The sequence below is a fragment of the Streptomyces sp. NPDC043726 genome (assembly GCF_056436565.1).
Genome location: NZ_JBWKCI010000013.1, coordinates 101,315 through 124,759 on the forward strand (window position 1 = coordinate 101,315; position 23,445 = coordinate 124,759).

Consider the following 23,445-nt stretch of genomic DNA (forward strand, 5'->3'; position numbering starts at 1 on the left):
GCTCAGCCGACCGTCCACTTCTGGTTGGCGCCGCCCGTGCAGGACCAGATCTGCAGCCGGGTGCCGTTGGCCGAGTTGTTGCCGGTCACGTCCAGGCACTTGTCGGCCTGGGGGGTGACGATGTCGCGCGCCGCGGTGACGGTCCAGCGCTGGGCCGCGGTGCCGTTGCACTCCCACAACTGCACGGGCGTGCCGTCGGCGGTGCCGTTCCCGGTCACGTCCAGACACTTGCCGAGCGCCCGGATCGTGCCGTCCGCGCCGGCCGTCCACCGCTGGGCGGCGGTGCCGTTGCAGTCGTAGAGCTGTACGGGGGTGCCGTTGGCGGGATTCGCCCCGGCGACGTCGACGCACTTGCCGGCCAGGCCCCTGATCGCGCCGCCCGCGGGCGTGTCGCCGGTGGTCACGGTGACGTGGTCCACCACCAGTTGCTGCGGGAAGACCGTGGAGCCGTCGGGGTCGCCGGGCCAGTAGCCGCCGACCGCCAGGTTGAGGATGAGGAAGAACGGCTTGTTGAACACCCAGGTCCGGCCGCCGAGGTCGGCAGGGGTGCGCCGCTGGTAGACGTTGCCGTCCACGGACCAGGTGATGGAGTCGGGCGCCCAGTCGATCGCGAAGGTGTGGAAGGCGTCCGCGAAGGCCTGCCCGCCCGGGAGGGTGTACCCGGCGCCGATGCCGCCCGAGCCGGAGTAGCCGGGGCCGTGCAGGGTGCCGTGGACCGTGGAGGGCTCGAAGCCGACGTTCTCCATGATGTCGATCTCGCCGGAGTCCGGCCAGTTGACCGGGGTGCCGAGCATCCAGAACGCGGGCCACATGCCCTGACCGCGCGGGATCTTCATCCGCGCCTCGATGTGCCCGTACTGCGCGGTGAACTTGCCCGCGGTGTTGAGCCGGGCGGAGGTGTACTGGCAGGTCCCGTACCAGCACTGGTAGTTGGCCGGGTTCTCGCGCCGGGCGGTGATGACCAGATGGCCCTGGCCGTCGAGCGCGGCGTTGCGGTTGCCGGCCGTGTAGTACTGCCGCTCGTGGTTGTTGACGTTGTCGCCGGTCTCGATCTGCCACTTCGAGGAGTCGACGGCCGCTCCGGCGGGTCCGTCGAAGGTGTCCGAGAACGTCACCGCGGTGACGCCGGTGTCCGTCTCCTCCTCGGCCCGGGCGGGGCCGGTCGCGGCGGTCGCGACCAGGGCGGCCGAGAGCGCGGCCAGCAGCCAGGCGCGGAGTCTGCGGGAAGAGGGCACGACTCTCCCTTCCGTCGGTGCCGCGTGGGGTGCGGGCGCCGACCGAGGTGGGGGGTGAAGGTGTCGCCTCTTGATTTAAGGCGTGAGGTAAGGCGGCGTCAATACCTTGGTACGGACCAGGAGTTGCTCGTCCGGTGATCCGGCCTCCGGAAGACAAGTCGCGGCGCGTCCGCGGCGGTTGAGGCGGATGATGTGACGACCTTCACCCTCATGTAGCCGAAAGTGATGAATTCCTTACGCAACAGGCGCGTAAGGGACGGTACGTAGACAACGCGCGACCCTTGGAGGTTTTTCGAGTGCGACCGTTCACCCTCAACTACGCCCACCCCAGCGGGCATACGACCATGGTGACGCCGTACCGCTTCGACGCCGCGCGTCAGCTGAACGTGCTGGCCGACGGCCGCCCGGCGGTCATGGACCGGGAGCTTCTGCTCGCGGCCGGTACGACGACGTCCACCGCCGGTTCCCAGACGCACTTCGACGACTGAGGACCCGCCACCGCATGACCGTACTGATCCTCACGTCCGAGGAGGACGTCACCGCCGACATGGTGGTGGCCAGGCTGCACGGGACCGGAACTCCCGTGCTGCGCCTGAACCCCGCGGACCTGCCGGGCAAGGCAGTGCTGTCCGCCGACTTCGCGCACGGCGACTTCGCCGGCCATCTCTCGGTCAACGGACACGTGCTCAGCATGAGTGGCCTGCGCTCCGTCTGGATGCGCAGGCCCGGCGAACCGGCGGCCCACGCGGCCCACTCCTCGCCGTGGCTGACCGCCGAGACCCGGCAGGCGCTGTACGGCATGCTCTACTCCGCTCCCGCGCGCTGGATGAACCATCCGAGTGACGCGGAACGGGCCCGGCTGAAGCCCTGGCAGCTGCGGGTCGCCCACCTCAGCGGCTTCGCCGTACCGCCGACCGTGTTCACCACCTCGCCGCGGCTGGCGCGGGAGTTCGCCGAGGAGCACCGGGAGGTGGTCGTGAAGTCCGCCTCCGGGCCGCCGCCCGGTGAACCCGGCATGGCCCTGCCCACCACGCTGATCGGCCCCGACGCGGACTTCACCGCCGTCGCGGCCGGTCCCGCGCTGCTCCAGCGGTATGTGCCCAAGCGGGCCGACATCCGGCTGACCTGCGTCGGCGCCCAGTTGTTCGCCGCGCGCAAGCGAGCCGAACCCGGCCAGGTCGACGGACGCTTCGGCGAGACCGGGCACGCCTGGGAGCCGGTCGCCGTGCCCGGACGCATCGCGGGCTCGGTGCGCGAATACGTCGGGCTCTCCTCGCTGGCGTACGCGGCCTTCGACTTCGCCGAGGACGAGGACGGCGTCTGGTGGTTCCTGGAGTGCAACCAGGGCGGCCAGTTCGGGTTCGTCGAACTGGAGACCGGACAGCCGATCTCCGCGGCGGTCGCCCACTGGCTGGCCCACTCCACGACGGACCACCGAGCCGCCGGCGGGCGGCACTAGGCGTCGGGCGGGCCCAGGCAGCTTTGACCATTCCCGCCTGCCCGGCGACGCCTGGCACGCACTCCCCCAGAGGGGGACCTGGACCCCCAGCCCCGCTGCCTGAGCGCCTTGCGATCGCACGCACCAGACGCCGCCGGGCCTGCTCTTCGGGCGGACGACGGGGATGGTCAGACAGACCCTAGGCGCGACGCTCCTTCACGTGCACCGCCCGGCTGATGCGCCGCCCCAGCAGCAGGTACCCGATGAGGGCCCCCGTGGTGTTGAGGATGACGTCGTCGATGTCGAAGGCGCGGCCGGTCACCAGGGCGCCTTGGGCGAACTCCACCAGCAGCATCACCGTCGCCGTCAACAGCAGCACCCGCAGCACCCCGCGCGCCCGTGGGGCGAGGACCGGGGCGAGCACGCCGAAGGGGATGCCCAGCACGATGTTCCCGCCGATCTGCTTGACGGCGTCGCGCAGTTCGGGCTGGTCCAGATAGGCGCGCAGCGACCTTCCCGGGTGCATGTTGGTGTGCGTCAGGGACTCCGAGGCGGGGGAGGGCTGCAGGGTCAGCTTGGCGAGCACCACCGCGAACGCCACCATCAGCGTGAACGCGCAGATCATCGCCATCAGCCGGCCCAGGAACCGCAGGGGGTGGGCGGACCGGCGCTCCTTCTCGGGCTCGGGCGGGGGAGCGGACCTGCGGAAGGGCCGGCGGGCGGACCGGGGTGCCTTCTCGGCCTCGGGCGGCGGCGCGGACCTGCGGGCGCGCGGGCGGAGCACACCGACGCGGGAACGCAATGCTGCACGGGCCATTCGGTCCTCCAGACTTCAACTTCCCCTAGTGAGAGTGCGGTTACCCGCGGAACGCCCGACGATGCGGCCGTCCTCCCGCCCGGGGTCGTTTCCTCGCGCGCTGCCGGGGCACTCCGGCGGGGACCCGCGCGCCGTCACGCCCCGCGCCGGGCACGGTGTTTGGATGGCGCGGAAAGCGGCGTAAACGGACATCTCGCCGCGCCGGTGAGGGAGGTGGCGTATGACGCGCAGGGCGGCTCTGCTCGCCGGGGCCGAGCTGCTGGCCTGGTGGGCCGCGCTCCTCGTGCTGTGGCTGGTCCTCGTCACCGCCGTGGACGCTCTGGAACTCGCGGTCGGAACCGGCGTCGCCGCCCTCGGCGCGCTCGCCGCGACCGCCGCGCGCAGGGCGGTGCGGGCGTCGTGAACGGCTGGCTGGTCACGGCGGGCGTGGTCCTCGGCGGCGGGGGCGCGGCCACGATGTACGGGGTGGCCACCGGACCGCTGCGGCGCCGCGTCGTCGCCCAGAACCTGTTCACCGCCGTCGCCTGCCCCGGCCTGCTGCTCCTCTCCCAGGCCTACGACCGCCCCGCCTACGTCGATCTCGCGCTCGTCCTCGCCCTGCTCGGCCCCGTCGGCACCCTCGTCTTCGCCCGGCTGCTCGCCGACGAACTCGCCGCCGACCCCTCGGGCGCCCGCGGCCTCACCCTCGCGGGGGCCGCCCTGACCGCGGTCGTGGTGCCGGTGCTGTGCGCGGCCGTCGGCCCCGGCCGGGAGATGCTGAAACTGCTGGTCGTCGGAGTGCTGCTGATCGTCGGCAACGTCGTCGCCTCCCGCGCCCTGTCCGGCGGCTTCCCCCAGGAGGCGCGATGATCGCCGTGGCGCTGCTCCTGGTCGCGGCCTGCGCGACCACCGCGGTCCTGGTCCGCGACCCCGTCCGCCAGGCCCTGGTGCTCGCCGTCCTCGGCACCGCGCTCGCCGTGCTGTTCACCGTGGTCCAGGCACCCGACGTCGCGCTGTCCCAGCTCGCCGTCGGCTCCGCCCTGACCCCGCTGCTCATGCTGCTGACCGTCCGCAAGGTCAAACGCCCCCGCCACAAGGGGCGTGAGCGATGAACCGGCGCACCCGGCTCCTGCTCGTCGCCTTCGGCGTCGCGGGACTCGCCGCGCTGCTGGTAGCGGCCTGTCTGGACCTCCCCGAGTTCGGCGGCGACCGCCACCCCTACGGCGACCGCGCCGTGCGGGAGTCCCTCGCCCGGAACACCGCCAACACCATCGCCTCCGTCAACTTCGACCAGCGCGCCTTCGACACCCTCGGCGAGATCAGCATCCTGTTCGCCGCGGTCCTCGGCTGTGTCGTCCTGCTCCGCCAGACCCGCGACGAGCACCGCGCCCGCCCCGCCTCCGCCGTCGTCGCCCGTCCGGTGCGCCGCTACGCCCTCGCGGCCCTGCCCGTGGCCCTGCTCACCGGTTTCTACGTCATCGCCCACGGCCAGCTCAGCCCCGGCGGCGGCTTCCAGGGCGGGATCGTCGCCGCGACCGCCCTGCACCTGCTCTACCTGGGCGCCGACTACCGCGCCCTGGAACGCGTCCGCCCGGTCGGCCTGTTCGAGGTCGGCGACGCCCTCGCCGTCTCCGCCTACCTCGTCACCGGCCTCGCCTGTCTGATCGGCGCCGGCTCCTTCCTCGCCAACACCCTCCTGTCGTACGGCACGTTCAACACGCTGTCCTCCGGCGGCACCGTGCCCCTGCTGAACGCGGCCGTCGGCATGGAGGTCGCCTGCGCCGTCGTCGTACTGCTCGCCCGGTTCCTGGACCAGGCCGTCGAGATCGAGGAGGAGAACGGCACGTGATGGACGTGTTCCCCTACCTGGTCGCCGCGTGGATCTTCCTGATCGGCTGTCACGGCCTCGCCACCAGCCGCAACCTGATCCACGCGGTCGGCTGTCTGAGCGTGTGCCAGTCCGCCACCTACGTCCTGCTGCTGGCCGTCGGCTACCGCGACGACGCCACCGCGCCCGTCTTCTCCGACATCGAGCCCGGCAGCCGGCCGGTCGTCGACCCGGTCGTCCAGGCGCTCACCCTCACCGACGTCGTCGTCGGCGCCACCGTCACCGCCCTGCTGCTCGCCCTCGTCGTGCAGATCGCCAAGCGGCACGGCACGATCGACCCCGACGAGCTCTCCGAGCTGCGCGGCTGATGGGCGACCTGCTGCCGCTGCTGGTCGCCCTCCCGCTGCTGGGCGCCGCCCTGCTGGTCGCGGGCGGGCGCCTGCTGCCCCGGGTGGCCGCCGAGACCGTGGGCTGCCTCGTCTCGGCCGGTACGGCGGGACTCGCGCTGGTGCTGCTGCTGAACTCCTCACCGCCGTACGTCGAATGGGTCGGCGGCTGGACGCCCGTCGACGGCCGCAGCGTCGGCATCGTGCTGGTCGGCGACGGGGCGGGGCTCGGCATGGCCGCGCTCGCCTCGCTGCTGACGCTGGCGGCCCTGACGTACTCCTGGCGCTATTTCGAGGAACCGCCGCGCCGGCACGCCGGGTCCTTCCCCGCGCTGATGCTGCTGCTCCAGGCGGGCATGTGCGGCTTCGCCGTCGCGGGCGACCTGTTCAACGCCTTCGTCTGGTTCGAGCTGATGAGCGTCGTCGCCTACGCCCTGACCGGCCACCGGGTCGAGGAGGCCAAGGCCGTCCAGGGCGCCCTGACCTTCGCCGTCGTCACCTCGCTCGGCGCGTACGCCATGCTCATGGGCATCGCCCTGCTGTACGCCCGGACCGGCGAACTCGCCCTGAGCCAGATCGGACGCGGACTCGACGCCCACGGTCCGCCGGACGCGCTGGTCCTCGCCGCGTTCGTCCTCGTCCTGACCGGACTCCTGGTCAAGTCGGCCGCCGTCCCCTTCCACTTCTGGCTCCCCGACGCCCACGCCGTCGCCCCCACCCCCGTGTGCATGCTGCTCTCGGGCGTCATGGTCGAACTCGGCGTGTACGGCGTCTGGCGGATGTACGGCACCGTCTTCGCCGGACCCGGCGGCGTCCCGCCCGCCGACTTCGAACGGGTGCTGGTCACGCTCGGCGCGCTCACCGCGGCGATCGGCGCCGTCATGTGCTGGTACCAGCGGCACATCAAACGCCTCCTCGCCTACTCCACCGTCGCCCACACCGGGCTCTTCCTGATCGGCATCGGCGTGCTGACCCCCGAGGCCGACGACGGCGTCGCGCTGTACGTCATCGGCCACGCCGGAGTGAAGGCCGCCCTGTTCGCCTGCGCGGGCATCCTGCTGGACCGGTACGGCGACGTCGACGAGCACGCCCTGCACGGCAAGGCCCGTGAACTGCGCGGAGTCGCCGTCCTGTTCACCGTCGGCGCGCTCGCCCTCGCCGGGCTGCCGCCCTTCGGCACCGGCCTCGGCAAGGCCCTCACCGAGGAAGCCGTCGGCAAACCGCTCACCGTCCTGTACGTCGCGGCGACCGCGCTGACCGCCGGGGCGGTACTGCGGGTCGCCGCGCGCGTGTTCTACGGACTCGGCCCCGAACCGGAGGACACGAGCGCGTACGAGACGACCGGCTCCGGCGAGGAGCCCGAGACCCGGCGGCGGCTCAGCCGGGTCCCGGACTCCATGACGGCGGTCCCCGCGCTGCTGCTCGCCGCCGCGCTCGCGGTCGGCGTCGCCCCCGGCTTCGCCGACGTCGTCGCGCACGCGGTGAACGAGGCAGGTTCGGCCGGCGCCGTCGTCCCGTCCCTGCACTGGACCCCGGCCGGCGTGCTGCTGGACCTGTTGTCGACCCTGCTGGCCGCGGGGCTCGCGGCCCTCGCCGTGGCCCGTCCGGCCTGGCTCGCCGCACCGGCCTGGGCGGACCCGCTCCGGCGCCTGCAGTCAGGCCACGTCGGGGACTATGTGGCCTGGCTGCTGGTCGGCGCCGTGGTGCTGGGCGCGCTCGCCCTGCCCGGGGTCCTGACCGCCTGAATCAGGCGGCCGGGTAGACGACCTTCACCTCCTTGAAGCCGAGCGAGTGCAGCAGTCCCTTGAGCATCGCGGTGGTGTTGCTCTCGGCGCGCTTGGTCAGCGCGCTCTCCTTCGCGGCCGCGCCGATGTGCTTCGCGGCGAGCTGCTGCACGGCCTGCTCACTGTTGGGGTTGTCCGAGAAGAGATCGCCGATCCGGTCGAACAGCCCGCGCTGCTTGGAGACGGCGTAGGAGCGGTCGGGGTCGAGCGCGGGCTTCCCGAGCGCCGCGTGCGGCAGCTTCAGCGTGGCGGACGTACGGTCCTCGTTGACCGTCACGTCGTCCTCACCCACCTTGCCGAGATCGACGTAGGCATCCACGGTGCCCGCGCCGACGTACAGCGTGCGGGTGCCGCGGATGGCGTCGGGCAGGTACTTGGCGTCTTTCTCCAGGTCCACGACAACCTGGAAGTTGCCGGAGGCGGCGTCGTAGCGGCTGATGTCCTGGATGGACTGGAGCAGCGCGGGACCCGACCGGTCGTGGGTCTCCGTGCCGAACAGGTCCTTCAGGCCCGGGATCACACTCAGCCCGATCCCGGCGAACAGTACGGCGAGCACCAGCACGACGGCGCTCACGGCCTTCGCCCAGCCGGGCATGCGCCTGGGTAGGCGTCTGATGGGAGTCGTCATGGCGACGGCCCTCCTTCCTACTGTGCGGATGCCCCCCAATCGCCGTGCGAGACGGGTCGATTGGCCGGTTGGTGCCCCTGACGGAGGCGGGTGGGGCACATTGGCGTGAGAGGACGCCCTCACCGAAGCGCTCGCGGCCCCTCGGCCAGGAGACCCGGATGAACCAGGACAGCACCCTTCCTGCTCACCTGAGCCGATCCGCACGGCGAGGTGCTCCGTGCGCTCAGTAGCATGAGGCCGGCAGCCGGAATGATCATGCGAGGAGCGGATTTCGTGCGAGACATCGCCGTGTTCAGCGGTAGCGCCCACCCCGACCTGGCGGCGGAGGTCTGCGCGCATCTGGGGGTGCCGCTGAGCCCGACCCGGGTCAGCCGGTTCGCCAACGACTGCCTGGAGGTGCAGCTTCAGGCCAACTGCCGGGAGCGGGACGTCTTCCTCGTCCAGCCGCTGGTCGCCCCGGTCCAGGAGAACCTCGTCGAGCTGCTGCTGATGTGCGACGCGGCACGCGGGGCCTCCGCCGGGCGGATCACCGTCGTCATGCCGCACTACTCCTACGCCCGCTCCGACAAGAAGGACCAGCCCCGCATCTCGCTCGGCGGACGCCTGGTCGCCGACCTGATGGTGGCGGCGGGCGCGAGCCGGGTCCTCGCCATGACCCTGCACTCGCCCCAGGTGCACGGCTTCTTCTCGGTCCCGGTCGACCACCTGCACGCGCTGCGCGAACTGGCCACCCACTTCCGCCAGTACGACCTGACCCGCACCACCGTCGTCTCGCCCGACCTCGGCAACGCCAAGGAGGCCGCCGCCTTCGCCCGGATGCTCGGCGCCCAGGTGGCCGCGGGCGCCAAGCAGCGGTTCGCGGACGACCGGGTCAGCATCAACTCCGTCATCGGCGAGGTCGCCGACCGCGATGTCATCGTGCTGGACGACGAGATCGCCAAGGGCAGCACCGTCCTCGAACTCCTCGACCGGCTACGGGAGCTGGGGCCGCGCTCGATCCGGGTGGCCTGCACCCACGGTCTGTTCACCTCCGGCGCCCTCAAGCGGATCGGCGAGCAGCCGGACGTCCTGGAGATCGTGTGCACCAACACCGTGCCGGTGCCCGAGGAGGAGCGCACCGACAAGCTGCGGGTGCTCACCGTCGCCCCCCAGCTCGCCGAAGCCGTACGCCGCATTCACAACGGTGAGTCCGTCAGCGCCCTGTTCGACGCGCCGCGCAGCGAATAGACAGGAGGTAGCCGGGCAAGGCCCGGCCTCACTCCCGTGGCGAGGAGGGCCCGCAGTGGCGAAGGCGAAGTTCCGACGGACCAAGCCGCACGTGAACATCGGCACCATCGGTCACATCGACCACGGCAAGACCACGCTCACGGCGGCCATCACCAAGGTGCTGCACGACCGCTTCCCCGACCTGAACCCGTACACGCCGTTCGACCAGATCGACAAGGCGCCCGAGGAGCGGCAGCGCGGCATCACCATCTCGATCGCCCACGTCGAGTACCAGACGGAACACCGGCACTACGCGCACGTCGACTGCCCCGGCCACGCCGACTACATCAAGAACATGATCACCGGCGCGGCCCAGATGGACGGCGCGATCCTCGTCGTCGCGGCGACCGACGGGCCGATGCCGCAGACCAAGGAACATGTGCTGCTCGCCCGCCAGGTGGGCGTGCCGTACATCGTCGTGGCGCTGAACAAGACCGACATGGTCGACGACGAGGAGATCCTGGAACTGGTCGAGCTGGAGGTGCGCGAGCTGCTCACCGAGTACGAGTTCCCCGGCGACGAGGTACCGGTCGTCAAGGTGTCCGCGCTGCGGGCGCTGGAGGGGGACGAGCGGTGGACCCGGTCGGTGCTCGACCTCCTGGACGCCGTCGACGCGGCGGTGCCGGAACCGCGGCGGGACGTGGACAAGCCGTTCCTGATGCCGATCGAGGACGTGTTCACCATCACCGGCCGGGGCACCGTGGTCACCGGCCGGATCGAGCGCGGCACGCTGCACGTCCACAGCGAGGTCGAGATCATCGGCATCCACGAGCAGAAGACGAAGACGACCGTCACCGGTGTCGAGATGTTCCGCAAGCTGCTCGACGAGGGCCGGGCCGGGGAGAACGTCGGCCTGCTGCTGCGCGGGGTGAAGCGGGAGGACGTCGAGCGCGGGCAGGTCGTCGTCAAGCCCGGTTCGGTCACTCCGCACAAGGAGTTCGAGGCGCGGGCGTACATCCTGTCCAAGGACGAGGGCGGCCGGCACACGCCGTTCTTCGACAACTACCGCCCCCAGTTCTACTTCCGCACGACCGACGTCACGGGTGTGGTGACGCTGCCCCAGGGCACCGAGATGGTCATGCCGGGCGACAACACGACGATGTACGTCCAGCTGATCCAGCCGGTCGCGATGGAGGAGGGGCTGAAGTTCGCGATCCGGGAGGGCGGGCGGACCGTCGGCGCGGGCCAGGTCACCAGGATCGTGAAGTAGGGACGTCGCTCACACCGAGCCGGACGTGGCCTCGGGCTGGCCCAGGGCCGCGTCCAGCGTCGGATGCGGGGGCAGCAGCCGGGCCAGGCCGGTCAGCCGCAGCACCCGCAGGGTGAGCGGATGGACGCAGACCAGCTGGAGCTGTCCGCCGTGGTCCAGGACCCGGGTGCGGGCCCGGTACAGCAGCCGCAGTCCGGAGCAGTCGAAGAACTCCACCGGCCGCAGGTCGATGACGATCCGGGCGTGCGGGCGGGCCGTCATCCGGTCCAGTAAGGGGAGGAGTTCGACCGCCGCGGCGAGGTCGATCTCGCCGTGGAACTCCAGCACCGTATGGCCCCGGTCCTGGCGTACGCGCAAGTGACGGCTGAGCGGCGCAGGCTCCTGCGGCACGACGACATCGCCTCCAACCTGCTCCTGTGGCGGCGGGGTTGCAGGTCACCGGGGGCCGGGGTGACATCGTGCAGCGAGCGTACGAGCGCAGGGCCGTCACCGGGGCGCCGAGTGAGAGCAAAACCGTTCCCCGCACTGCAAGTTACCCTCGATGGAGTGAATCTGCGCATGTTCGATTGACATATGTCTGTGAATATCGAATGAGAGCTTTCGATGGGCCGTCGAAGCCTCTACGACAGCGCGCCCGCGCGCCTGTGGCTGCAGGCGCGCGGGCGAGGCGGCCGGACCGTGCCGGTCTTCCCGCCACTGTCCGGTCAGGTCAGTCGACCACCAGGACCAGCTTCCCGGTCGTCCGGCCGGTGTCGCCGAGCCGGTGTGCCTCGGCGGCCTCGGCCAGCGGGAAGGTCCCGGCGATCGTCGCGCGCAGGGCGCCCCGCTCGACGAGGTCGGCTACGGCCTTCATCCCGGAGTGCGAGGCGTCCACCAGCATCCGCAGGGCCCGCACGCCGAGGCGCTCGGCCTCCGTGTACAGCTCGTCCGAGCCGACCGGCAGGATCGACACCACCAGCCCGCCGGGACGCAGCACCCGCAGCGAGCGCAGGCTGTAGTCGTCGCCGATGGTGTCCAGGACGACGTCGACGTCCCGCACGGCCTCGGCGAAGTCGGTCGAGCGGTAGTCGATCAGCTCGTCCGCGCCCAGCTTCCGCAGGAAGTCGTGCTTGCCCTCGCTCGCGGTGCCGATGACGTAGGCGCCGCGGTCCTTGGCGATCTGCACGGCCGCGTGCCCGACCCCGCCCGCCGCCGCGTGGATCAGCACCCGCTGCCCCGGCCGCAGGTCGGCCGTCTCGATCAGCGCCTGCCAGGCGGTGAGGGAGACCAGCGGCAGCGCGCCGCCCTGGACGTGGTCGATCACGGCGGGCTTCAGGGCGAAGGCGCGGGCCGGGCCGGTGACGTACTCGGCGTGCGAGCCGTGGCCGAACGGGTACGGCAGCATGCCGAAGACCTCGTCGCCGGGCTGGAAGCGGGCGACCCCGATGCCGACCGCCTCGACCACGCCGGAGACGTCCCAGCCGAGGACGAAGGGCGGCTGACCGAGGAAGCCGCCGTTCTCGCGGTGCTTCCAGTCGGTGGGGTTCAGTCCGGCCGCCCGTACGCGGACCAGGATCTCGTTCGGGCGGGGCGTGGGCCGCTCCAGCTCGGCTTCCTTCAGGACCTCGGGACCGCCGAGGACGTCCTGGGTGATGGCTCGCATCGTGTTCACAGTGCTCATGGTCAACCAGCGTGCCGGGCGCCGCCCGCTGGGAAAATGGCAAGATGGCCATCATTCGATAGGATCGTGCCATGCGAACGGAACGTGTGGTCGTCCTGGCGCTCGACGGCGTCTACCCCTTCGAGCTGGGCATCCCGGCCCGGATCTTCGGCGCGGCCATGGGCCGCTACGAGGTGCTGACCTGCTCCGTCGACGGCCGGCCGGTGCGCAGCAACGCCGACTTCACCATCGGCGTCGAGCAGGGCCCCGACATCCTGGCCACCGCCGACACCGTGGTGATCACGGCGATCGACCCCTACCGGATCCCGAAGGACCTGCCCGACGAGGTCGGCGCCGCCCTCGCGCTGATCCCCCCGACGGCACGCATCGTCTCGATCTGCACCGGCGCCTTCGTCCTCGCCGCGGCCGGACTGCTCGACGGACGCAAGGCCACCACCCACTGGCACGTGGTCGAGCACTTCCGGCGCCGCTTTCCGCACATCGACCTCGACCCGGACGTCCTCTTCGTCGACGACGGCCGGGTCCTCACCTCGGCCGGCGCGGCCTCCGGTGTCGATGTCTGCCTGCACATCGTGCGCAAGGACCACGGCAGCGAACTGGCCAATCTGGTCGCCCGTTCCTGCGTCGTCCCGCCGTTCCGCGACGGCGGCCAGGCCCAGTACATCCCGCAGCCCGTGCCGGAGCCGGGCGCCGCCAGTACGGCCGCCACCCGTGTCTGGGCCCTGGAACGCCTCGGCGAACCGCTGACGCTGGCCGATCTCGCCGCCCACGCCCGGATGAGCGCCCGCACCTTCGCCCGCCGCTTCAACGACGAGGTCGGCCTCAGCCCCGGTCGCTGGCTCATCCAGCAGCGCGTCGCCCGCGCCCGCCACCTGCTGGAGGCCAGCGACCTGCCGGTGGACCACATCGCCGGCGAGGTCGGCTTCGCCACCGGCGCCTCACTGCGCCAGCATCTGCACGCCGCGATCGGCGTCTCGCCGCAGGCCTATCGCCGTACCTTCCAGGAGTCCTCCCGCCAGGGCTGAACGTTCCCGGCCGCCGCCGAACGTTCCTGGCCGCAGCCGCGTCGGAGGAGCGAGGAACCGAACGGCGGACAAGGGGTGGGGATGCGCGCGAGGCTGATGGCGGTGGCGATCACGGTGGCCGTGACCGCGGTGGGCTGCGGTGACGACGGGGAGGGCCTGGTCGTCGAAGGGGCGGCACCGGCCACGCCGTACGACGGGCCGCTGCACGTGCCGGTGCGGAACCTCGACGAGGACAGCCCGGCGGCGGCGCGGGCCGGGTCGGGCGCCGCGGGCCGCGCCCTGGAGTGCGACGGGGAGATCTACTCCGGCGGCGGCGCCGACCGGTGGAGCGAGGGCGACGGGGGCTCGACGCCGGCGGAGGGGCTTCAGGTGTACTTCGACATCGAGCAGCCCGACGTGCCGCGCACCGGCTACCGCGAGGAGCGCAAGGAGGGCGACCGGGTGCTGTACTCCCTCGACGTCGAGGGCCGCACCAAGGTCGCGGTCGTCGTCGCCAAGGACGGGAGGAACCGGCCCGGTTGGGGACCGGAGACCAGCGCCTCCTGCGACCCGGCCGAACTCCCCGCGAGCTTCACCGACTCCCAGTGGTACGAGATCTGGACCGACCGGGACGGCGGGCGGGTGCCGGTCACGACCGTGCACAGCAACGCGGGCCCGGACCACTGCGACTGGCAGCGGGCCCACTTCCTGGCGATGGGCCGGGGCGTGGACGCCAAGACGTACGCCCGCGATCCGGCCGGTGTGCTGCCCCCGGGTGCGCTCACGTCCCCCTACGACGGGGACGTCCGGATGCCCGCCGACGCCCGCGACACCGGACACCGTTACGAGGAACGGGAGTTGTGGCTGGTCAAGGACGACCCGGCGAAGGTGTACGTCCGCACTCCCGACGGCGTGGAGGCCTGGCCGCGGCTGGCGGACGGCTTCGGCTGCAAGTGACCGTCAGCGGCTCGCGTGCAGGGCGACCAGCAACTGCCAGACCTGGTGGGCCACTTCCTCGGAGGTGGCCTCGATCAGGCCGTGCAGCCAGTCGGCCAGCACTCCGGCGAAGGTGGCGGCGACGGCGGACGCGACGAGGGGGGCGTCCGCCGCGCCCGCCAGTTCCCGCTCGCGCAGGCTGTACGCCCTGAGGTCGCGGTGCAGGACCCGGCCGAGTGGGCCGCCGCCGCCCGGGGCGAGCAACTCCCGGTAAAGCGCGGAGTGCGGGGCGAGGGAGGCGAAGAACTCCACGAGCGCGGGCGGCGCGTGCACCGGGTCGGGGCGGCCCCGCCAGGCGTGCAGGGCCTCCACGGCCTCGCGCACGACGTCCGCGCAGGCGTCGACGGCCAGTGCCTCCAGGCCGTCGTAGTGCAGATAGAAGGTGGCCCGGCCGACTTCGGCGCGGCGTACCACCGCGGCCACCGAGACCCGGGCCAGCGGCCATTCGGCGCACTCGTCGAGCAGGGCCCGGCGCAGCCGTTCCCGGGTGCGGGCGGTCCTCGGGTCCGCGGGCGGGGGCGCGCTCATCCGGCCACCAGGACGGCGGCCAGGGCGAGTGCGCCGGGCAGGGCCTGCGCCACCAGGATGCGGCGGTACGCGGTGGCCGCGCCGAACACCCCCGCGATCACCACGCAGACCAGGAAGAAGACCTGGACGCGGTAGCCCGTCGGGTCGTCCGCGACGAGCCCCCAGACCAGGCCGGCGGCCAGGAAGCCGTTGTACAGACCCTGGTTGGCGGCGAGCGGAGCGGTCGTGCGGGCCAGTTCCGGACCGAAGCCGTGCAGGGACCGTCCGGGCTTCTTCTGCCACAGGAACATCTCCATCACCAGGATGTAGAGGTGCAGCGCGGCCACCAGGCCCACCAGCACGTTCGCGACCGCGTCCATGATCGTTCCACTCCTTCACCGATAGACAGGTGTCCATAATAACCAGACACCTGTCCAGGTTCATGAATGACCGATTCCTGGCGGAGAGTGACGGAACCCTCACCTCCGTGGACCGGGAGTGGTTGATCCTTTTGCCCTCCAACCCGATAAGCTCCCCTACGGCGCCGCGAGTTGACCCGGTAGTGCGGCCCTCTTGCACACCCCCCCTGTTCGATCGCGTTGGTTCGAAGGATGCAGATGGAACTCGCCACTCCGCCCCCGGCGGCGCGGGCCCCTGTCGCCTGGTACAGCTGGTGGCTGATGCCGCTGGCCTTAGGAGGCGGGACGGTCGCCGCGACCTTCATGAGCTCCGAGGGAATAACCGCCGCCGTCGCGGGTGCCGCGGCCACCGCGGCGAGCAGTGTGTGCGTACGGCTGCTGATCCGCACCCGGACGCAGGCACGCCGCGCCGAGAGCGAGTTCCGCACCGCGCAGGCCGAGCACTCGCAGCAGTGGCAGCAGCACGTGGCGGGCCTGGAACGGAAGTTCGCCGCCGAGCGGGTCGCCCAGGACGCCGAACGCGCCGCCGTGGAAGGCCGGTTCGCCGAGCAGGCCGCCGGTTACGAAGCACAACTCGCCGAGCAGGCGCGGGCGTTCGAGGAGAGGCTCGCCGAGCAGGTGCGGGCGTTCGAGGAGCGGCTCGCCGGACAGGCCCAGTCCTACGAAGCCCAGCTCGCCGACCAGGCCGACGTCTTCAAGGACCAGCTGAGCCACCAGTACGACGCGGTGGCCCGGCTCGCCGGGGAGCAGTTGCCCGACGCGCTGGAGCGGCTGCGCGCCGGCGAGGCGGTCGACGACCTGCTGCCGGTGACGAACCAGTGCGCCAAGGTCAGCACCGAGCTCCAGGCCGAGCTGCGCAAGGTGCTCAGGACCGCGCTGATCGGCGTCGAGGCCGAGTTCAACCGCTCGACCTCCGCCGAGCAGGCCGTGATCAGCATCGGCAACCGCATCCACGTCCTGACCAGCAAACTGCGTGGCCGGCTGCACGAGATGCAGGGCGAGCACGGGCGGCTGCCGTCCGTGGCACGCGGCCTGATGGAGCTGGACCAGGCCATCGGCCCCGCCGACTGTCTCGCCGCCAGCGTCGGCGTGCTCGGCGGCTCCGACCGCCCGGGCCGGCAGTGGCAGGAGCCGCAGCGTCTGCTCAGTGTGGTCCGCGGCGGCATCGGCCGGATCAAGGACTTCCACCGGGTCGAGGTACGCCATCTGCCCGAACTCGGCGTCGACGGCGGCCTGGTGGACCACCTCACGCTGATCTTCGCCCACCTGCTGGACAACGCGGCCCGCTACTCGCCGCCCACCGAGCCGGTGGTCGTCTCCGGCAAGGAGGTGCCCAACGGCGTCGGCATCGAGATCCAGGACTCCGGCAAGGGCCTGAGCGAGGAGAAGAAGCGCGAGGCCGAGCACGCCCTGGCCGGCACCGCGGCGGGCGCGGGCCTCGGCGGCATCTCCGAGGACGCCAGCATCGGCCTGCGGGTCGTCGGCAGCCTGGCCCGCCGCTACGGCATCCGCGTCACCTACGCGGACTCGCCGTGGCTCGGCACCTCGGTGGTCGTCGTGGTCCCGCACAAGTACTTCAGCCCCCTGGCCGCCTCCGCCGCACCCACCGCGTCGGCCGCTCCGACCGTCCCGGCGCCCCGGACCGCGGCGACCGCCACCGGACTCGCGGCCCGCGCCACCGTCGCCTCCGCGCCGGCCGGGGCGGACGCGGGTGACGGCGTGGAGACCACGCCCGGTGGCTTGCCCCGGCGCCGCAGCAGGCGGAGCGAGGCGGCCCGCCACGAGCCGGCCGAACGCACCGAACGCAGCGAGGGGGCCGCGGTCGCGGCCGTCCCGCCGGACGCGTCCTTCGCCGGCCTGGCCGCCTTCGCCACCGCGGGCCGCGAGCCCGGCGCGGGCGGGCCCGGCGACGGCCCCGACGCCACCGCGGGCCGCGAGTCCACCGAGCCCCAGACCGAAGAGAGCGACAAGTCCGTATGACGCAGCAGGGAACCGACGTGAGCTGGGCGCTCCGCGATCTGGTGGAGTCCATCCCGGAGATCCGCTTCGCGCTGGTGGCCTCCAGCGACGGCAAGGCCATCACCTCCTACGGCGCCGAAGACCCCGACGACGTGGACCGCTTCGCCGCCGTGGTGGCGGGACTGCAGGCGCTGGCCCAGCCGGTCGCCGAGCAGTTCCCCGCCTACGCGGGGCAGCTCAGGCTGGCCATGATCGAGGTCGACGGCGGCCACCTGTTCGTCGTACGGGCCGGGGTCGAGACGTATCTCGGCGTGCTCGCCCGCGAGGGCCTCGACCAGGGGCTGCTCGGACATCAGATGAGGGACCTGGCGCGCAGGATGGGCGAGTTGCTCGGCACCACTCCGCGCCTGGAGGAGCACTCTGGATGAGTGCTCCCCGCCGGCCCACGGATCCGTCCGGTCTCGAGCGCTACTACGTCCTCACCAAGGGGCGCAGCGGACCGGGCGGTTCGGCGTCCAGCCTCGACGTGGCGACCCTCATCGTGACCCTCACGGCCCCCCTCCCGGGGATGCAGCACGAGCACGAGGAGATCCTCCGGCGCTGCCGCGATCCGCTGTCGGTGGCCGAACTCGGCGCCCATCTCGGATTGCCCTTCAACATTCTCGCGGTGCTGCTGGCGGATCTGCTCGAGGCAGGCCGCGTCGAAGCCCGTGACCCCATCCCGGCGCACGGCGCCGGCCGCGGGCCCGACCTCGCGCTCCTTGAGGAGGTACTCAGTGGACTTGAAAGGCTTTGACCACCCCGGCGGGCCGGCCTCCGGTGCCACCCGCTCGGTGAAGGTGATGATCGCCGGCGGGTTCGGCACCGGGAAGACCACCATGGTCCGCTCGGTGAGCGACATCAAGCCGCTCACCACCGAGGAGACCCTCACCCAGGCGAGCGCCGACGTCGACCACCTCATCGGGGTCGCCGACAAGACCGAGACCACCGTCAGTCTCGACTTCGGCAAGATCAGCATCAACGAGAGCCTGATGCTGTACCTGTTCGGCACCCCGGGCCAGGAGCGGTTCTGGTTCCTGTGGAACGGCCTGTTCAAGGGCGCGCTCGGCGCGGTCGTCCTGGTCGACACCCGCAGGCTCGCCTCCAGCTTCCGGGCGATCGAGGAGATGGAGCGCCAGGAGGTGCCCTTCGTGATCGCCCTGAACGTCTTCCCCGACTCCAAGGAACACCCCATCGAGGAGATCCGGGACGCCCTGGACATCTCCCCCCACACCCCGATCGTGGTCTGCGACGCCCGCGACCGGGCCTCCAGCCGTGACGTGCTGATCACCCTGATGCGTCACTTGAAGGAACGCTCCGTCGTCGCCCTGGAGCCCCGATGAACGACCAGAACCCCGACACTCCCGAGACTCCCCGCGGCTGCCCGGTCGCGCACGGTTCGGCCGAACTGGTCCGGCTCTACGGGCCCGAGGCCGCGACCGACCCGCGCGCCATCTACGAGCGGCTGCGCAAGGAACACGGCTCCGTCGCCCCGGTGCTGCTGGAGGGCGACATCCCCGCCTGGCTGGTCCTGGGCTACCGGGACAGTCGGCGCGTGCTCGACAACCCCAGCCAGTTCGCCCGGGACGGACGGATCTGGCGGGACTGGCGGGAGGGCCGGATCGCGGAGAACTCCCCGCTGATCCCGATGCTCGCCTGGCGCCCCGACTGCGTGTCCCAGGACGGCGAGGCCCACCGCCGACTGCGCGGCGCCGTCAAGGACGGGCTGCAGTCCGCCGCCGACCGCGGTATCCGGCGCCACGCCACGCACTTCGCCAACAAGCAGATCGACACGTTCGCGGGCACCGGCCGCGCCGATCTGGTCGCGGACTACGCCGACTTACTGCCGATGCTCGTGATCGCCCGCGTGCTGGGGCTCGCCGAGGCGGAGGGGCGGCGCCTGGTCGAGTCCTGCGCCCAGGTGATGAAGGGCGGCGAGGACGCCGTCAGGCACGACGGTGTGATCCGGGAGATCTTCGGTGAACTCGCCGAGCGCAGGCGGTCCGAACCCGGCTCCGACCTCGCCACCGGCCTGCTGGAGCACCACGCGGCGCTCGACCACGACGAGGTCGTGCTGCACCTGCGCGCGGTGCTGATCGCCGCGCACGTCACGACCAGCCTGCTGGCCCGGGTGCTGGAGCTGGTGCTGACCGACGCCTCCCGGCTCTCCGGGCTGATCAGCGGTCAGCTGAACATCTCGGCGGTGGTGGAGGAGGCCATGTGGAACTCCCCGCCGCTGGCCGTCCTGCCGGGGCGGTTCGCCGCCAGCGACGTCGAGTTGGGCGGGCACCGCATCGAGGAGGGCGACCTGCTCGTCCTCGGTCTCGCGCCGGGCAACCTCGACCCGGAGATCCGGCCCGACCCGAGCGTCTCGGTGCACGGCAATCAGGCGCACCTGGCGTTCGGCGCGGGCCCGCACGAGTGCCCCGGGCAGAACATCGGGATGTCCGTCATCGAGGTCGCGGTGGACGTCCTGCTGCACCGGCTGCCGGGCCTGCGGCTGGCCGTGCCGCCGGAGGAGCTCACCTCGACCGCGTCCACCTGGATGTCCCCGCTGGACAGCCTGCCGGTCGAGTTCGCCGTATAGGACCTGGGAGGACGCCGCCCGGCTGAACAAACGGCCGGGCGGCGTCCTCCTGTTTCCGGGACGAGATCCCGGCGTCAGCCGTCGAGCCAGTCGCCCGCCACGTCCCCGGGACGGTGTCCCGTGGCGTTCCAGAGGAAGTGCGGGTGGGCACAGCCGAACATGTAGGCGAGCAGTGCGGTGTCCTCCCGCCCGGTCCGCGGGTCGTGCAGGGTGTGGTAGTACTCCGCTCCGACCGCGCCGGAGTCCTCCTGGATTTGGCGAGCGCGGGCCGTGTCCGGTGCGGCGCCGGCCGCCTCCACGGCGGCGAGGTAGGTGCGGCGCAGGATGTCCCAGGTGGTGTCGACGTTGCCGTGCCAGGGGCCGTGCAGCGCTTCGAAGGCGTGCAGCTCGGCGTCGAACAGCTCCCACGTTCCGGGGTGTTGGACCCGGCAGCGCGCGGACAGCTCCGCGGTCCCGGGGCTCAGGGCCGGTGCGGTGGGCCGGGGGGCGATGGTGAGGGTCGTTCCGTGGGTGAGGATGCCGGTGCACGCGTTGGGCTGCAGGTCGCACAGCGGGCAGTCCTCGGCCGGGGGCAGGTTCTCGGTGATGCCGTCGAACCACAGGGCGTGGCGCCCCGTCAGCCCCATCCAGACGATGGTGCTGGGCATCAGCCAGGAGTTCCACATCGTCTCGTGCGCCTCGGGCAGGCAGCCGTACTTGATCAGGGCGATGGCACCGGCGGCGTAGAGGGTCTTGGTGTGGGTGGGCATGTCGGCGAGCCAGAAGTTGCTGATCTCGCCGGTGAGCGCGTCGGCCCGGACGTCGGACATGTCGTCGACGACGCGGCACAGCAGCAGGGAGGCGAGGTGTTCCTCCTGCCAGAGCTCGGTGTCGGGTGAGACGTGCCAGAACAGGCAGTCCATCATCTGCAGGAGCGAGTAGGTGCTCTGGCCGAGCGGGTTGGTCTGGGGGAGGACGACGTTACCCGCGTCGTGCTGCTGCAGCCAGTACTCGTCGACGGACCTCTTGTGGGCGGCGAAGAGCCCGCAGACCAGGGCCCGTGCGGTGTTGGTGCTGAAGTTCTCGGCCAGGCGGCCTTCGATGAGCCGGGTCAGGTGCGTGGTGTCGATGGTGTCGATCACGCGCTTGTACTCGTGGAAGAGCAGGATGTCGTCCTCGAAGCGGTGGCGGTAGCCGAGGTCGCCTTCGAGGTCGTTCATCAGCCGGGCCAGAACCCAGCCACCGGTGAGGACGCTGTCGAGTTCCCGGTGGTACGGCCAGGTCTTGACGGCGAGGGGACGGCCGGCGCTCTGCCGCCAGCCGTAGTCGGCCAGTGTGCGCTCGGGGGGCGTCGGCAGCCGACGGCACAACACGCATTCGCATACGTTGGTCCGCTCCTCCTCGCGCGGCGGGGCGAATGCCCGGCTCCGCCACGCCCCCTCCAGCATCGCGCAGGTCAGCCGGCAGACCTCGGCATCGGTGCTGACCTCGGGGAAGGCCGTCTCGATCAGGCGCAGGCCGGCGTCGAGCCGGCGCAGCCTGGCGCGGCCCTCCTCGTCGGGCGGGAGGAACGCGCGGGGCGCGGGCCGGAGGGCCCCCTCCACGTGCAGCGTGGTGCCGGATCGAGGGGAGCCGAGTGCTTCGAGCCGCCGTTGGGCGGCGTCCTGGCGTTCTCGGAACTCCTCCGTGCGTGTTCTGGCGAGTTGTGCGAAGAGGCGGGCCAGGGCGCTGCCCGCCTCCTCCGGCTGGAACAGGACGCCTGGCCGCGCCGGGACGGGGCTGCCGGTGGATATCTCCGGATCACTGCCTACGACTCGAGATCTCACACCGGGTTCCCTTCAAGCGGTGGTCCTGGCAAGGGAATCGACCGGCCGTGTGGTGGTCGGCCGGTCGATTCCGAGGGCGTGCCGAAGGGCAGGTCGAACCTGACGTCCTGGGGCATGGGGGTGGGGTCCTTTCGAACTCGCTTGCCCGATACGCAAGTTGAATCGAGAAGCGGAACGAGACTTCCCAGTCCGAAAACGATCTACACCGTGACCATGCCGTGATCTCCGTTACTGCTCAACCCTGTTGAGCTGCGTATACTCGCGCGCCCCCGACAAAGGTCTGCACCACTCGCGTGTCGGCGATCTCCTCCGGCGGCCCGGCGAACGGGTCGCGGTCCAGGACCACGAGATCCGCCAGCGCCCCCGGGCGCACCTGACCGGTGTCGTCGAGATGGTTCACATACGCCGATCCGGCCGTGTACGCGGTCAGCGCCTCGGCGAGCCCCAGCCGTTCGTCCGGCAGGAACACCGGCCCCGAGCCCCCGGGCTCTACCCGGTTCACCGCCACATGGACGCCCTGGAGCGGATCGGGGCTGCTGACCGGCCAGTCGCTGCCCGCGGCGAGCCGGGCCCCGGAGCGCAGCAGCGCGCCGAACGGGTACTGCCACCCGGCCCGTTCGGGCCCGAGGAACGGGATCGTCAGCTCGTCCATCTGCGGCTCGTGCGCCGCCCACAGCGGCTGGATGTTCGCCGTGGCGCCGAGCGCCGCGAACCGCGGCACGTCGGTGGGGTGCACGACCTGGAGATGTGCCAGGTGGGGCCGCGTGTCGCTCGGCCCGTTGGCGGACCGCGCCGCCTCGATCGCGTCCAGCGCGTCGCGTACGGCCCGGTCGCCCAGCGCGTGGAAGTGGCACTGGAAGCCGAGCGCGTCCAACTCGGTCACGTACTTGGGCAGTTGGCCCGGGTCGACGAAGCTCGTGCCACGGTTGGCCGTGGCGCAGCCGCACTTGTCCAGATACGGCTCCAGCAGCGCGGCCGTGCCGTTCTCCGCGACCCCGTCCAGCATCAGCTTCACGGTCCCGGCGCGGAACCGGCCGTGGCTCAACGCCTGCCGACGCTCGACGAGTTCGGGGATCTGCTCGGCGCCCCGGCCGCGGTCCCACCACAGGGCGCCGACGACCCGCGCGGTCAGCGAGCCGTCGCGGGCCGCCGCCAGATACGCCTCGGCCGGGTCGTCCATCCCGAGGAAGTCCCCGACGAGCGCGTCCTGCCAGGCCGTGATGCCGAGCGCGTGCAGATGGCGCTGGGCGTGCAGCAGTGCGGCGAGCCGGTCCTCGGCCGTGGCCGGGGGAGTGAGCCGCCCCACGAGCTGCATCGCGCCCTCCTGGAGCGTGCCGCTCGGCGCGCCGGACGCGTCCCGTTCGATCCGCCCGTCCGCCGGGTCGGGCGTGTCGCGGGTGACCCCGGCGAGTTCCAGGGCCCGGCTGTTGACCCAGGCGCCGTGATGGTCGCGGTTCGGCAGGTACACCGGCCGGTCGGGCACCACCGCGTCGAGGAGTTCCCTGGTCGGCGTACCGCCCTCGAACGCCTCCATCGACCAGCCGCCCCCGGTGATCCACTCCCGCTCCGGGTGCGCCTCGGCGTAGGCCCGTACGGCGGCGACCGACTCGGCGGCCGTTCTCGCCCCGGTCAGATCGCACTGCGTGAGCTCGAGACCCGCGGGAACGGGATGGACGTGCGCGTCCTGGAACCCGGGCAGCAGCAGCCGCCCGGCGAGGTCGACGATTTCGGTGCGCGGCCCGGCGAGTTCCCGTACCTCGTCCCGTCCTACGGCCGTGATGCGATCGCCGGTGACGGCCACCGCGGTGGCGGTCCGGCCCTCGGGGGTGAGGACGGGGCCGCCCGTGAAGATGAGATCTGCGTGCATGTTTCGCTTTCCTCGGAAGGTCGGAGGCAAG

General features: G+C 71.8%; 26 protein-coding genes. 17 read left to right on the forward strand and 9 right to left on the reverse strand.

All coding sequences use genetic code 11. The features are described from left to right. Positions 1–2: 2 nt before the first annotated feature. On the reverse strand, positions 3–1,235 hold the full coding sequence (locus AC068Z_RS32870) for a ricin-type beta-trefoil lectin domain protein (protein ID WP_478563934.1): 1,233 nt from the start codon (positions 1,233–1,235) through the stop codon (positions 3–5). A gap of 296 nt (positions 1,236–1,531) precedes the next feature. On the opposite strand from AC068Z_RS32870, the gene tgmA reads away from it, so the two are divergent. Further along, complete coding sequence (tgmA, locus tag AC068Z_RS32875; RefSeq protein WP_478563937.1) at positions 1,532–1,723, forward strand: putative ATP-grasp-modified RiPP; 192 nt, start codon at positions 1,532–1,534, stop codon at positions 1,721–1,723. A gap of 14 nt (positions 1,724–1,737) precedes the next feature. Continuing rightward, positions 1,738–2,694, forward strand: coding sequence for an ATP-grasp ribosomal peptide maturase (gene tgmB, locus AC068Z_RS32880; protein WP_478563940.1), 957 nt, complete (start codon positions 1,738–1,740; stop codon positions 2,692–2,694). Between the two features lie 178 nt (positions 2,695–2,872). Here the strand turns inward: tgmB and AC068Z_RS32885 are convergent, their stop codons facing one another. Then, positions 2,873–3,490: a VanZ family protein gene (locus AC068Z_RS32885; RefSeq protein ID WP_478563943.1), complete on the reverse strand. Its 618-nt coding sequence runs from the start codon at positions 3,488–3,490 to the stop codon at positions 2,873–2,875. Between the two features lie 220 nt (positions 3,491–3,710). On the opposite strand from AC068Z_RS32885, the gene AC068Z_RS32890 reads away from it, so the two are divergent. From AC068Z_RS32890 to AC068Z_RS32915, 6 genes are read left to right on the forward strand one after another with little or no spacing between them, the layout of a single operon-like run. Beyond that, entirely contained in the window at positions 3,711–3,893 is a 183-nt protein-coding gene (locus AC068Z_RS32890; RefSeq protein WP_478563946.1) for a hypothetical protein, read from the forward strand. Then, complete coding sequence (locus AC068Z_RS32895) at positions 3,890–4,339, forward strand: monovalent cation/H+ antiporter complex subunit F (protein ID WP_478563949.1); 450 nt, start codon at positions 3,890–3,892, stop codon at positions 4,337–4,339. Before AC068Z_RS32890 ends, AC068Z_RS32895 begins: the two co-directional genes overlap by 4 nt. Then, positions 4,336–4,581, forward strand: a complete 246-nt coding sequence (locus tag AC068Z_RS32900) for a Na(+)/H(+) antiporter subunit B (protein ID WP_478563952.1) — start codon at positions 4,336–4,338, stop codon at positions 4,579–4,581. Before AC068Z_RS32895 ends, AC068Z_RS32900 begins: the two co-directional genes overlap by 4 nt. Next, positions 4,578–5,318 (forward strand): hydrogen gas-evolving membrane-bound hydrogenase subunit E, encoded by a 741-nt coding sequence (gene mbhE, locus AC068Z_RS32905; protein WP_478563955.1) that lies wholly within the window; start codon positions 4,578–4,580, stop codon positions 5,316–5,318. The genes AC068Z_RS32900 and mbhE overlap by 4 nt, the downstream gene beginning before the upstream one ends. Then, the gene (locus tag AC068Z_RS32910; RefSeq protein WP_478563958.1) at positions 5,318–5,665 is read left to right on the forward strand and encodes a sodium:proton antiporter; all 348 of its coding nucleotides are present in this window, start codon (positions 5,318–5,320) and stop codon (positions 5,663–5,665) included. The genes mbhE and AC068Z_RS32910 overlap by 1 nt, the downstream gene beginning before the upstream one ends. Then, on the forward strand, positions 5,665–7,428 hold the full coding sequence (locus tag AC068Z_RS32915; RefSeq protein WP_478563961.1) for a complex I subunit 5 family protein: 1,764 nt from the start codon (positions 5,665–5,667) through the stop codon (positions 7,426–7,428). Before AC068Z_RS32910 ends, AC068Z_RS32915 begins: the two co-directional genes overlap by 1 nt. 1 nt (position 7,429) lies before the next feature. On the opposite strand, the gene AC068Z_RS32920 is transcribed toward AC068Z_RS32915, so the two are convergent. Beyond that, positions 7,430–8,095, reverse strand: coding sequence for a DUF4230 domain-containing protein (locus AC068Z_RS32920; protein WP_478563964.1), 666 nt, complete (start codon positions 8,093–8,095; stop codon positions 7,430–7,432). Between the two features lie 273 nt (positions 8,096–8,368). On the opposite strand from AC068Z_RS32920, the gene AC068Z_RS32925 reads away from it, so the two are divergent. Together AC068Z_RS32925 and tuf are read left to right on the forward strand one after the other, a co-directional pair. Further along, entirely contained in the window at positions 8,369–9,322 is a 954-nt protein-coding gene (locus tag AC068Z_RS32925; protein WP_478563967.1) for a ribose-phosphate diphosphokinase, read from the forward strand. Positions 9,323–9,377: 55 nt separating this feature from the next. Beyond that, entirely contained in the window at positions 9,378–10,571 is a 1,194-nt protein-coding gene (gene tuf / locus AC068Z_RS32930) for an elongation factor Tu (protein WP_478563970.1), read from the forward strand. Between the two features lie 9 nt (positions 10,572–10,580). Here the strand turns inward: tuf and AC068Z_RS32935 are convergent, their stop codons facing one another. Together AC068Z_RS32935 and AC068Z_RS32940 are read right to left on the reverse strand one after the other, a co-directional pair. Continuing rightward, positions 10,581–10,961, reverse strand: coding sequence for an anti-sigma factor antagonist (locus AC068Z_RS32935; protein WP_478563973.1), 381 nt, complete (start codon positions 10,959–10,961; stop codon positions 10,581–10,583). 319 nt (positions 10,962–11,280) lie between these two features. Continuing rightward, positions 11,281–12,231: an NADP-dependent oxidoreductase gene (locus AC068Z_RS32940; RefSeq protein WP_478563976.1), complete on the reverse strand. Its 951-nt coding sequence runs from the start codon at positions 12,229–12,231 to the stop codon at positions 11,281–11,283. Between the two features lie 71 nt (positions 12,232–12,302). Between AC068Z_RS32940 and AC068Z_RS32945 the strand changes: the two genes are divergently transcribed. Continuing rightward, positions 12,303–13,256 carry a GlxA family transcriptional regulator gene (locus AC068Z_RS32945; RefSeq protein ID WP_478563979.1) on the forward strand — a complete coding sequence of 318 codons (954 nt, stop codon included), beginning with the start codon at positions 12,303–12,305 and terminating at the stop codon, positions 13,254–13,256. Positions 13,257–13,337: 81 nt separating this feature from the next. Beyond that, a complete protein-coding gene (locus tag AC068Z_RS32950; RefSeq protein ID WP_478563982.1) occupies positions 13,338–14,192 on the forward strand; it encodes a hypothetical protein in 855 nt (284 codons plus the stop codon). Between the two features lie 3 nt (positions 14,193–14,195). Here the strand turns inward: AC068Z_RS32950 and AC068Z_RS32955 are convergent, their stop codons facing one another. Together AC068Z_RS32955 and AC068Z_RS32960 are read right to left on the reverse strand one after the other, a co-directional pair. Beyond that, positions 14,196–14,759 carry a TetR/AcrR family transcriptional regulator gene (locus AC068Z_RS32955; RefSeq protein WP_478563985.1) on the reverse strand — a complete coding sequence of 188 codons (564 nt, stop codon included), beginning with the start codon at positions 14,757–14,759 and terminating at the stop codon, positions 14,196–14,198. Beyond that, positions 14,756–15,118 carry a DUF1304 domain-containing protein gene (locus AC068Z_RS32960; RefSeq protein ID WP_478563988.1) on the reverse strand — a complete coding sequence of 121 codons (363 nt, stop codon included), beginning with the start codon at positions 15,116–15,118 and terminating at the stop codon, positions 14,756–14,758. The genes AC068Z_RS32955 and AC068Z_RS32960 overlap by 4 nt, the downstream gene beginning before the upstream one ends. A 237-nt stretch (positions 15,119–15,355) precedes the next feature. Here AC068Z_RS32960 and AC068Z_RS32965 point away from each other — a divergent pair, with 237 nt between their 5' ends. The 5 genes from AC068Z_RS32965 to AC068Z_RS32985 are packed head-to-tail and all read left to right on the forward strand — an operon-like array spanning position 15,356 to position 19,742. After that, positions 15,356–17,137, forward strand: a complete 1,782-nt coding sequence (locus AC068Z_RS32965; protein WP_478563991.1) for an ATP-binding protein — start codon at positions 15,356–15,358, stop codon at positions 17,135–17,137. Next, entirely contained in the window at positions 17,134–17,544 is a 411-nt protein-coding gene (locus AC068Z_RS32970) for a roadblock/LC7 domain-containing protein (RefSeq protein WP_451730456.1), read from the forward strand. Before AC068Z_RS32965 ends, AC068Z_RS32970 begins: the two co-directional genes overlap by 4 nt. Continuing rightward, on the forward strand, positions 17,541–17,912 hold the full coding sequence (locus tag AC068Z_RS32975) for a DUF742 domain-containing protein (RefSeq protein ID WP_478563995.1): 372 nt from the start codon (positions 17,541–17,543) through the stop codon (positions 17,910–17,912). Before AC068Z_RS32970 ends, AC068Z_RS32975 begins: the two co-directional genes overlap by 4 nt. Next, positions 17,893–18,498 carry a GTP-binding protein gene (locus AC068Z_RS32980; protein ID WP_478563998.1) on the forward strand — a complete coding sequence of 202 codons (606 nt, stop codon included), beginning with the start codon at positions 17,893–17,895 and terminating at the stop codon, positions 18,496–18,498. Before AC068Z_RS32975 ends, AC068Z_RS32980 begins: the two co-directional genes overlap by 20 nt. Then, entirely contained in the window at positions 18,495–19,742 is a 1,248-nt protein-coding gene (locus AC068Z_RS32985) for a cytochrome P450 (RefSeq protein WP_478564001.1), read from the forward strand. The genes AC068Z_RS32980 and AC068Z_RS32985 overlap by 4 nt, the downstream gene beginning before the upstream one ends. Positions 19,743–19,816: 74 nt before the next feature. On the opposite strand, the gene AC068Z_RS32990 is transcribed toward AC068Z_RS32985, so the two are convergent. Then, the gene (locus AC068Z_RS32990) at positions 19,817–21,547 is read right to left on the reverse strand and encodes a hypothetical protein (RefSeq protein ID WP_478564004.1); all 1,731 of its coding nucleotides are present in this window, start codon (positions 21,545–21,547) and stop codon (positions 19,817–19,819) included. Between the two features lie 235 nt (positions 21,548–21,782). Then, on the reverse strand, positions 21,783–23,414 hold the full coding sequence (locus AC068Z_RS32995; RefSeq protein ID WP_478564007.1) for an amidohydrolase: 1,632 nt from the start codon (positions 23,412–23,414) through the stop codon (positions 21,783–21,785). Positions 23,415–23,445 lie beyond the last annotated feature (31 nt).